The following is a 9,347-nucleotide window of genomic DNA, read 5'->3' as shown; positions in this document are numbered from 1 at the left end:
CAAAATACACACCCAGCAAAAGTCCGCCCCCCAGCCATCCCAACAGGATAACCAAATGGCAACAACTCACGCAAAACGCGCTTCCAAAACCAGATGCAACTGTCAATGAACGGCTTCCCTGCGGTCGCCCCGAGACTTATCGTCCCGGTCCGACCGGCACCAGACCCTGTCGGTTAGGAAGTTCCGCCTTTCAGCGGGGTCGAGACCTTAGTGGCTGAAGCTACTCAGGTCAAGACCTCTTCTTAATCCCCGCAGTCTGACCAACCGGCCCACCGTCGGGAGGCCGGCTTTTATGCCCCAACCCCAAACCTGTCAAACCCTTTTCCCGCTACCGCGTTGTAACTGCTCCCGTCTCTCACCTCATGACGTAACCGGACAGTTCAACTTGTTGACTTGGCGTGATTTTGCCTGAAAGGGTTACGCCACATTTCAGCCCTGGGAGGGGTTTTTCCATGCTGCATCGCACCCGGCGCCACGCGCGCTGGCTGTCAGTCGCGTGCCTGTCGCTTGGCGCATCCGCCGCCACCGCTGCCGACCCCATGCCGCCCGGCTACCGCCCTGTCCTGTCGACCGGCGGCCTCGCGCACGGCGTCTCCACCACGCGGTCGCGTCCCACCATCCGTACCGTCGTCGCCCGCCGCGGCCAGACCGTCGCCCAGGTCCTGGCCGCGGCCGGCGTCGAACGGCGCGAACTGGAACCCGCCGTCTCCGCCCTGGCGTCCCTGCTGCCGCCACGTGCCGCCCTGCCTGCGGGGCATGAGCTTACCCTGCGCCAGGCCGCCGCCGACGACGCGCTGCTCGCCCTCACCTTTCAGCCGCAGCCAGGCCGCACCGTCACCGTCACCCGTACCCCGACCGGCTGGATCGCGCATGAGGAAACCGCCGGTGAGCGCCGCCATCTGGCCCTCGCCCGCGGCACGATACGGGAAGACCTGTTGGACGATCTGCGCGGCGCAGGCCTGCCCGATTCCCTGGCCCGGGAGCTGGTGCAGGGCCTGGCGCACGAGCTGGACTTTCAGCGCGAACTCCGCCCTGGCGACAGCTTCACAATATTGTTCGAGCGCTTCCGCGACCGCGAGGGCGACCTGCTGCGCGAAGGCCGCATGCTGCATGCCGGATTCGCCCTCTCCGGCCGCGACCTCTCGCTTTGGCGCTACGACACCGAAGCCGGGCCGGACTGGTTCGACGACCAGGGCCGCAGCCTCCGCCGTGCCTTCCTCCGCACCCCGCTCGACGGCGCCCGGGTCACCTCGGGCTTCGGCATGCGGGCGCATCCGGTGCTCGGCTATACCCGCCAGCACCAGGGAATCGACTTCGCCGCCCCGAGCGGCACGCCGGTGCTTGCCGCCTCGGACGGAGAAGTCGTGCAGATCGGCTGGCTCAGCGGCTATGGCCGCGTCGTCACCCTGCAGCATCCGGAAGACCGCTCGACCCGCTATGCGCATCTCTCGGCCTTCGCTCCCGGTCTCAAGCTCGGCGACCGGGTGCGGCAGGGTGAGATGATCGGCAAGGTCGGCCGCACCGGCGTCGCCACTGGCAACCACCTGCACTACGAGATCGCCGAGGCCGGCCGGCAGATCGACCCGAGCCGGGCCCGGACCCGCCCCGCCACGGTGCTGGAAGGGCCGGCCCTGGCCGCCTTCCAAGCGACGCGCCAGGGCCTCACGGTGCTGGCCGGACGCCTGCAGCCGATGCAGGAGGTGGCTGCGGCCGACTGACCGCAGCCCCTCTCCCACCGCTTGCCGTGGCGCGTCCCTGGCGGGACGCGCCGTCCGGCGTCAGGCCGCCTCGGCCAGCGGGGTCGCGGCGATCTCGAGGCCGTCGGGCCCCGCGGTCACCCGCAGCTGCTCGCCGTCGTGGATGCTGCCCTCCAGCAGCAGGTTCGCCAGCTTGTCCTGCAGATTCCGCTGGATCACCCGCTTCAGCGGCCGCGCGCCATAGGCCGGGTCGTAGCCGGCCTCGGCCAGCCATTCCCGCGCCGCGGCGTCGAGCTCCAGGTGGATCTTGCGATCCTCCAGCAGCTTGCGCAGCCCGCCCAGCTGGATGTCGACGATCGAGGCCATGTCGCTCCGCGCCAGGCGGCGGAACAGCACGATCTCGTCGAGACGGTTGAGGAATTCCGGCCGGAACCGGTCCCTGACCGCCCGCATCACGGCCGGCCGCGCCGCCTCGATATCGGCAGTCTCCGGCAGCTCGGCGATGGCCTGGCTTCCGAGGTTGCTGGTCAGCACGATGATGGTATTGCGGAAGTCGACCGTCCGCCCCTGGCCATCCGTCAGCCGCCCGTCGTCCAGCACCTGCAGCAGGATGTTGAAGACGTCCTCGTGCGCCTTCTCGACCTCGTCGAACAGGATGACCTGGTAGGGCCGCCGGCGGATCGCCTCGGTCAGCGCGCCGCCCTCGTCGTAGCCGACATAGCCCGGGGGCGCGCCGACCAGGCGGGAAACGGCATGCTTCTCCATGTACTCGGACATGTCGATGCGCGTCATCGCCCGCTCGTCGTCGAACAGGAAGCTCGCCAGCGCCTTCACCAGCTCGGTCTTGCCGACGCCGGTGGGGCCCAGGAAGAGGAAGCTGCCGATCGGACGGTTCGGGTCCTGCAGCCCGGCGCGGGCGCGCCGCACCGCCTTGGCCACCGCCTCCAGCGCCTCCTCCTGGCCGACCACGCGCCGGCGCAGCTGGTCCTCCATCTTCAGCAGCTTGGCCCGCTCGCCCTCCAGCATCTTCTCGACCGGAATGCCGGTCCAGCGGCTGACCACCGCGGCGATGCCCTCCTCGGTCACCGCCTCGTTCACCAGCCGCGCATCGCCGTCGGCGGCGCCCGAGATCTGCTTCTCGAGGCCCGGGATGACGCCGTACTTGAGCTCGCCCGCCTTGGCGAAGTCGCCGCGGCGCTCGGCCAGCTCCAGCTCGGTGCGGGCGCGGTCCAGCTCCTCCTTCGCCTTCTTGGTGGCGACGACCTTGCCCTTCTCCTCGTCCCAGCGCCGCGTCATCTCGCGCGAGCGCTCCTCGAGGTCGGCCAGCTCCTTCTGCAGCTTGCCGAGCCGGTCGCGGGAGCCCGGATCCTCCTCCTTCTCCAGCGCCGCCTGCTCGATCTTCAGCTGCATCAGCCGGCGGTCGAGCTCGTCGAGTTCCTCCGGCTTGCTGTCGACCTGCATGCGCAGGCGGGACGAGGCCTCGTCGACCAGGTCAATCGCCTTGTCCGGCAGGAAGCGGTCGGTGATGTAGCGGTTGGACAGCGTCGCCGCCGCGACCAGCGCGCTGTCGGTGATGCGCACGCCGTGGTGCGTCTCGTACTTGTCCTTGATGCCGCGCAGGATGCTGATCGTGTCCTGCACGCTCGGCTCGCCGACGAAGACCGGCTGGAAGCGCCGCGCCAGCGCCGCGTCCTTCTCGACATGCTTGCGGTACTCGTCCAGCGTGGTCGCGCCGACGCAATGCAGCTCGCCGCGCGCCAGCGCCGGCTTGATGAGGTTCGAGGCGTCCATCGCGCCGTCCGCCTTGCCGGCGCCGACCAGCGTGTGCATCTCGTCGATGAAGAGGATGATGTCGCCGGCGGCCTGCTCGACTTCCTGCAGCACGCCCTTCAGGCGCTCCTCGAACTCGCCGCGGTACTTGGCGCCGGCCACCATGGCGCCGAGGTCGAGCGCCATCACCTTCTTGTCCTTCAGCGCCTCCGGCACGTCGCCCTTGACGATGCGCAGCGCCAGACCCTCGACGATCGCGGTTTTGCCGACGCCTGGCTCGCCGATCAGCACCGGGTTGTTCTTGGTGCGGCGGGCCAGCACCTGGATGGTGCGGCGGATCTCCTCGTCGCGGCCGATCACCGGGTCCAGCTTGCCCTCGCGCGCCGCCTCGGTGATGTCGCGGGCGTATTTCTTCAGCGCGTCGAAGGCCTGCTCGGCATTCTGGCTGTCGACCTTGCGGCCCTTGCGCAGGTCGGCCACTGCGGCTTCCAGCCGCTGTGCGTCGGCCCCAGCCTGCTTCAGGATGCGGCCCGCCGCGCCGTCGCTCGCGGCGAGCGCCACCAGCAGCCGATCCTGCGCCACGAAGGCGTCGCCGGCCTTCTGCGCCTGCTGCTGCGCGGCATCCAGCACGCGGACGATGTCGGGGGTGAAGGCAGGCTGCCCGGCGCCGCCGCCGGTCACCTTGGGCTGACGGCCGACTTCGGCGTCGACGGCCTGCTTGGCCGCGGCGGGGTCGCCGCCGGCCGCGCGGATCAGGCCCGCGGCCGCGCCCTGCTCGTCATCCAGCAGCGCCTTGAGCAGGTGCTCGGCGGTGACGCGCTGGTGGTATTCGCGAATGGCGATGGTCTGCGCCGCCTGCAGGAAGCCTTTGGCGCGGTCGGTGAATTTCTCGATGTCCATGCTCATTGTCCCTCAGCGAGAGGCGACCGGTTCCGGCCACCCCTGAATAGGCGACGACCAGGACCAAGTTCACCCGGGATGTGGTAATCCGCCTTGCGGTGGGTCAAGGCCCCTGGAGAGGAAAATGTTCCGATGCGCGTCGAGCACATCTATCGCTACCCCGTGAAGGGCCTGACCGCCGAGGCGCTGGAGGAGGTTCTGCTCTCGCCCGGGGAATGCCTGCCGCATGACCGCCGCTTTGCCCTGGCGCAGGGCGATTCGCCGATGGACCCGGCGGCCCCGGCCTGGCTGCCCAAGCGGCATTTCGGCTGCCTGGCCTACAACGCCCGGCTCGCCGCGCTGCATTCCGCCTTCGACCCGAAGACCGGCACCCTGGCGATCCGCCCGCCGGACGCGCCGCCGCTGCTGGCCAGCACCCGCACCGCGGCCGGCCGGGCCGAGATCGGCGCCTTCCTCGCCGGCTACCTCGGCGAGGAGGCGCGCGGCACCCCGCGTTTCGTCGAGGCACCGGGGCACAACTTCACGGATGTCGCGGCCAAGTGCGTCTCGATCATCGGCCTGGCAAGCTTGCATGCACTGGAGGAGAAGGCCGGCATGCCGCTCGACCCGCTGCGCTTCCGCGCCAACATCTATGTCTCCGGCGCCACCCCTTGGGCCGAGTTCGACCTGCTGGGGCAGGAGGTGCTGCTGGGCGGCGCCCGGCTGCGGGTCTTCAAGCGCATCGTTCGCTGCCCGGCGACCGAGGTGAACCCCGAAACAGCCGAACGCGATGCCGCTCCGCCGAAATGGCTGCGGGAGCATTTCGGCCATGCCGATCTCGGGGTATACGCCGAAGTGCTTGAGGGCGGCCGGATCGCCGTCGGCGACGCCCTGGAGCCGACCCAGGGCGACCTGCTCCATTAAAAGGAGGCTAACGTTCTGGTTATTGACGGTTTCTCGATTTTCTACTGCTGAGCGAGTGGGGCATTCATACTCCGGTAACGGAGCCTACTTGCGATGGCGAAAGAACGCGGCTGTAAATTTTACGGGTACGTGAAAGTTGATCTGCAGTCCCAATCGCCCCGGCGCTGGAAATGGAGCGTCCGCCGGGATGGCAGCGACGTCGTCGTCTTCTCTTCCGACGCCCCCTTCGCCCATGCTGAGGATGCCTGGGCCGCTGGCCAGCGGGTGCTGAGATCGCTCGAGACCGGCGCGGTGGTTGATCCGCACCGGATGCTGGTCGAGGTCGACTAGGCCCGGCAGGCGAGGCACGGGGTGGGGGGACGGCCTCCTCCCCCCACGCCCCTTCCATACTCCCCGCTCATTCCGCCGCGGGCTGCGGGGCCGCATAGATCTGCCCGCCGTCGTTCCTGAAGCGCTCGGACATCTCCGCCATGCCCTGCTGCGCCGCGGCGCGGATGTCCTGGCTGATCTTCATCGAACAGAACTTCGGCCCACACATACTGCAGAAATGCGCCAGCTTGGCGCCTTCGGCAGGCAGGGTCTGGTCGTGGAATTTCTCCGCCGTCTCCGGGTCCAGCGACAGGTTGAACTGGTCGCGCCAGCGGAACTCGAACCGCGCCCGGGACAGCGCGTCGTCGCGCAGCTTCGCCGCTGGATGACCCTTGGCCAGGTCGGCCGCATGAGCGGCGATCTTGTACGTGATGACGCCGACTTTCACGTCGTCCCGGTCCGGCAGGCCGAGATGCTCCTTCGGCGTGACGTAGCAGAGCATGGCGCAGCCGAACCAGCCGATCATGGCGGCGCCGATGCCTGACGTGATGTGGTCGTAGCCCGGCGCGATGTCGGTCGTGAGCGGGCCGAGGGTGTAGAACGGCGCCTCGCCGCAGACCTCGAGCTGCTTGTCCATGTTCTCCTTGATCTTGTGCATCGGCACATGGCCGGGCCCCTCGATCATCACCTGGACGTCGCGCTTCCAGGCGATCTGGGTCAGCTCGCCCAGCGTCTCCAGCTCGGCGAATTGCGCGGCGTCGTTGGCGTCCGCGATGCTGCCTGGGCGCAGCCCGTCGCCGAGCGAGAAGCTGACGTCATAGGCCTGCATGATCTCGCAGATCTCGTCGAACCGCTCGTAGAGGAAGTTCTCCTTGTGGTGCGCCAGGCACCACTTGGCCATGATCGAGCCGCCGCGGCTGACAATGCCGGTGACCCGCTGCGCGGTCAGCGGGATATAGGCCAGCCGGACGCCGGCATGGATGGTGAAGTAGTCCACCCCCTGCTCCGCCTGCTCGATCAGCGTGTCGCGGAAGATCTCCCAGGTCAGGTCCTCGGCGCGGCCGTTCACCTTCTCCAGCGCCTGGTAGATCGGCACCGTCCCGATCGGCACCGGGGAATTGCGGATGATCCATTCCCGCGTGGTGTGGATGTTCCGCCCGGTGCTGAGGTCCATCACCGTGTCGGCGCCCCAGCGGATCGCCCAGACCAGCTTGTCCACTTCCTCGGCGACCGAGGAGCTGACCGCGCTGTTGCCGATATTGGCGTTGATCTTGACCAGGAAGTTCCGGCCGATCGCCATCGGCTCGGATTCGGTGTGGTTGATGTTGACCGGGATGATGGCGCGGCCGCGGGCGACCTCGTCGCGGACGAACTCAGGCGTGACGTAGTCGGGGATGGCCGCGCCGAAGCTCTCGCCGTCCCGCAGCGCCGCCTCGCGCAGCTTCTCCCGCCCGAGGTTCTCACGAATCGCCACGTATTCCATCTCGGGGGTGATGATCCCGGCCCGGGCATAGGCGAGCTGGGTCGGCGTCGCGCCCGGCCTGGCCCGCAGCGGCTGGCGGCCGGTGCGATCGAACTGCGGCACCTTGCGGGCCTCGCCCGGCTTCAGCCCGTCGTCCTCGGGCTGCGGGTCGCGGCCGGCATAGGCCTCGACATCGCCGCGCGACTCGATCCAGGCACGGCGAAGCTCGGGCAGGCCGCGGCGGATGTCGGTGCGGTGGGCTCCGTCGGAATAGGGACCGGACGGGTCGTAGACCCGGAGCGGCGGCTCGCCGCCGCTGACCGCGATCTCGCGCATCGCCACGCGCAGGCCGGGATGCAGCACTCCCGGCACATGCACCTTGCGAGAGGCCGGCAACGGGCCGGTCGTCACCTGCGGCAACTCTGGGGTTATCGAATCGGGCACTTGGACCTCCTCAGAATTGGAGATCCGGGGGCAACTGATGCGCGGGGCGGACGCCCCTCGCGGATGGCGCCCGTTCGTTCCTCTCCCTACGCCGGCATGACCCGGATCAGGTTCAAAGGGTCACGGCGCCTCTGCCGTATCTCAGCCCCATGCGGGACCCCCCTTGGAACATCACCGAGCCTGCGTCCTGCGCCGGGCCCTGTCAACGCGGCGTCCGCAACCGGGCGGACCGGCCGGAGGCGGCAGCGGCGATCAGGCTGGCTCGCGGGTCTCGGGCTGCGGGCCGTCGTAGTCGGCATCGCCCTCGAGCGCGTGGCCGTTCACCTGGCCGTTCATCTCGCCGGGCTCGTTGCCATTGGCCTCGCCAGCCTCGGTCTGCTCGCCGCCCTGCTGGTAGCGGCGCTGCGGCGCCTGCTGGCCCCCCTCGCGCTGCTGCTGTGCCTGGCTCATGGCGTTCAGGATGCGGAAATAGTGCTCGGCGTGCTGGAAATAGCCTTCGGCCATCACCCGGTCGCCCGAGCTGGTCGCATCGCGGCCGAGCTGCAGGTATTTCTCGAACAGCTGCTGGGCGGTGCCCCGCAGCCGCATGTCCGGGCCGCTGGAATCGAAGACGTGGTTGCGGTTCATCGGCGACTGGCCGCTCTGGCGGAACTGCGGCGGGCCGCCGCCGCCACCACCCCCGCCGCCACCACCATGCCGATGGTTGCGGCCGCGCATGCGTTTCATGTTCATCAGTGTTGCGTCTGCCGTCTCGCAGGTGGGCCGCCCCGGTCAACCCCAGGAAGTCCAGGGGCGCACGGCATTGGCGGTCAATGTCGTCCATAAGCATGGCGGGCGGCGTGATGTCCACGGACCGTCCGCTGCACGAGGCCTGCACTTCCAGCGGCGGGGCTTCCCCGTCCGCCCGCAAGGGCCTGTCGCAAGCTAGCCTTCCCGCGCCGGACCGCCAAACGGTTTTTTCGTCCGGCCCGCCGTCGGGCCGGCACCAGGGCCGACGCACAAGGGAGCGTGACGGTGAAGACCGCGCCCGCCAGCCCATTCCCGGCCGTGCTCGTGCCACCCATGCCGCGCACCCGTCCGTGGCTGACGGCAAGGCCGAGTCCCACCTTTCCTCTTGCGGCTTGGTGGTGACGAACGGCTCGAACAGCCGCCCCAGAACCGCAGGGTCCAGCCCGCCGCCGTTATCCGCCACCGTGACCGAGACCCGCTCCTCCCCGGCCGGCGGCGCCGCCAGCCGGATCCGCCGCGGCGCCCCGGCCGGCCGGGCGCAAATGGCGTCCCGCGCATTCAGCGGCAGACTCACCAGCACCTGCTCCAGCAGCGCCAGCCGCGCCAGCACCAGCGGCAGGTCGGGCGGGACATCCTGCTCGAAGGCGGCCTCCTCCTGCCGCAGCCCGGGCGCGGTGAGCACCAGCGCGCCCTCCACCGCCTTGGCCACGACCACCGGGCCGAAATCGACGTGCATCAAGTGCCCGGTCGGCGAGGAGCGCGGATACAATTATACACTTTTGTGCGACAAAATCAGGACTCGCTTCAGCGGCCGATGCCCATCCTCTCCATCGCGGATCACGGCCGGACGTTCACGCCATGCTGCGATCCGCACTAGGCCCCGTTAGCGCCTGAGCCAATCTGCGGTGGCGGCGAGGCAGAGCACGCCGAGGAAGGATGCGGCGGTCTTCTCGTAGCGGGTGGCGACGGCTCGCCACTCTTTCAGCCTCGCCCAGAGGCGCTCGACGCGGTTGCGGTTGTTGTAGATCGGCGCTGGGCAGGCGACTGGAGCCTCGTTGATCTTCGGCGGGATGGCGGGCCGCGCCCCGAGGTCCCAGAGGTGCTGGCGGAAGGTGTGGCTGCTGTAGCCTCGG

General features: G+C 69.2%; 7 protein-coding genes, 1 pseudogene and 1 riboswitch. Of the genes and pseudogenes, 3 read left to right on the top strand and 5 right to left on the bottom strand.

What is annotated here, in order from left to right:
• Positions 1–452 precede the first annotated feature (452 nt).
• Entirely contained in the window at positions 453–1,718 is a 1,266-nt protein-coding gene (locus tag E2C06_RS33865; protein WP_133292960.1) for a M23 family metallopeptidase, read from the top strand.
• Positions 1,719–1,778: 60 nt separating this feature from the next.
• Here E2C06_RS33865 and clpB read toward each other — a convergent pair whose 3' ends face one another.
• Positions 1,779–4,367, bottom strand: coding sequence for an ATP-dependent chaperone ClpB (gene clpB / locus E2C06_RS33860; RefSeq protein WP_133292959.1), 2,589 nt, complete (start codon positions 4,365–4,367; stop codon positions 1,779–1,781).
• Positions 4,368–4,499: 132 nt separating this feature from the next.
• Here clpB and E2C06_RS33855 point away from each other — a divergent pair, with 132 nt between their 5' ends.
• Together E2C06_RS33855 and E2C06_RS33850 are read left to right on the top strand one after the other, a co-directional pair.
• Positions 4,500–5,270 carry an MOSC domain-containing protein gene (locus E2C06_RS33855; RefSeq protein ID WP_133292958.1) on the top strand — a complete coding sequence of 257 codons (771 nt, stop codon included), beginning with the start codon at positions 4,500–4,502 and terminating at the stop codon, positions 5,268–5,270.
• A gap of 93 nt (positions 5,271–5,363) precedes the next feature.
• Positions 5,364–5,600, top strand: coding sequence for a hypothetical protein (locus tag E2C06_RS33850; RefSeq protein WP_133292957.1), 237 nt, complete (start codon positions 5,364–5,366; stop codon positions 5,598–5,600).
• A 67-nt stretch (positions 5,601–5,667) separates the two neighbouring features.
• Here the strand turns inward: E2C06_RS33850 and thiC are convergent, their stop codons facing one another.
• The 4 genes and pseudogenes from thiC to E2C06_RS33830 all read right to left on the bottom strand — a co-directional run.
• A complete protein-coding gene (gene thiC / locus E2C06_RS33845; protein ID WP_133292956.1) occupies positions 5,668–7,485 on the bottom strand; it encodes a phosphomethylpyrimidine synthase ThiC in 1,818 nt (605 codons plus the stop codon).
• Between the two features lie 65 nt (positions 7,486–7,550).
• Positions 7,551–7,659, bottom strand: a riboswitch (TPP riboswitch).
• A 78-nt stretch (positions 7,660–7,737) separates the two neighbouring features.
• Positions 7,738–8,217: a DUF4167 domain-containing protein gene (locus E2C06_RS33840; protein ID WP_241671593.1), complete on the bottom strand. Its 480-nt coding sequence runs from the start codon at positions 8,215–8,217 to the stop codon at positions 7,738–7,740.
• A gap of 406 nt (positions 8,218–8,623) precedes the next feature.
• Positions 8,624–8,950 (bottom strand): annotated as a pseudogene (locus E2C06_RS40980) (hypothetical protein); the annotation flags it as partial.
• Between the two features lie 147 nt (positions 8,951–9,097).
• Positions 9,098–9,347 (bottom strand): transposase (locus tag E2C06_RS33830; RefSeq protein ID WP_165982845.1); only part of this gene is annotated, 250 nt, incomplete at its 5' end.

Origin of the sequence: Dankookia rubra, assembly GCF_004355005.1 — a bacterium.
In the GTDB taxonomy this organism is placed as follows: domain Bacteria; phylum Pseudomonadota; class Alphaproteobacteria; order Acetobacterales; family Acetobacteraceae; genus Paracraurococcus; species Paracraurococcus ruber_A.
The sequence above is the reverse complement of the archived record's forward strand: the minus strand, read 5'-3'. Positions and strand labels throughout refer to the sequence as shown.

Bases quoted from the DNA above. Each gene is read 5' to 3' on its own strand.
- E2C06_RS33865 (WP_133292960.1), top strand. From the start codon at position 453: ATGCTGCATCGCACCCGGCGCCACGCGCGCTGGCTGTCAGTCGCGTGC.
- clpB (WP_133292959.1), bottom strand. From the start codon at position 4,367: ATGGACATCGAGAAATTCACCGACCGCGCCAAAGGCTTCCTGCAGGCG.
- E2C06_RS33855 (WP_133292958.1), top strand. From the start codon at position 4,500: ATGCGCGTCGAGCACATCTATCGCTACCCCGTGAAGGGCCTGACCGCC.
- E2C06_RS33850 (WP_133292957.1), top strand. From the start codon at position 5,364: ATGGCGAAAGAACGCGGCTGTAAATTTTACGGGTACGTGAAAGTTGAT.
- E2C06_RS33840 (WP_241671593.1), bottom strand. From the start codon at position 8,217: ATGAACATGAAACGCATGCGCGGCCGCAACCATCGGCATGGTGGTGGC.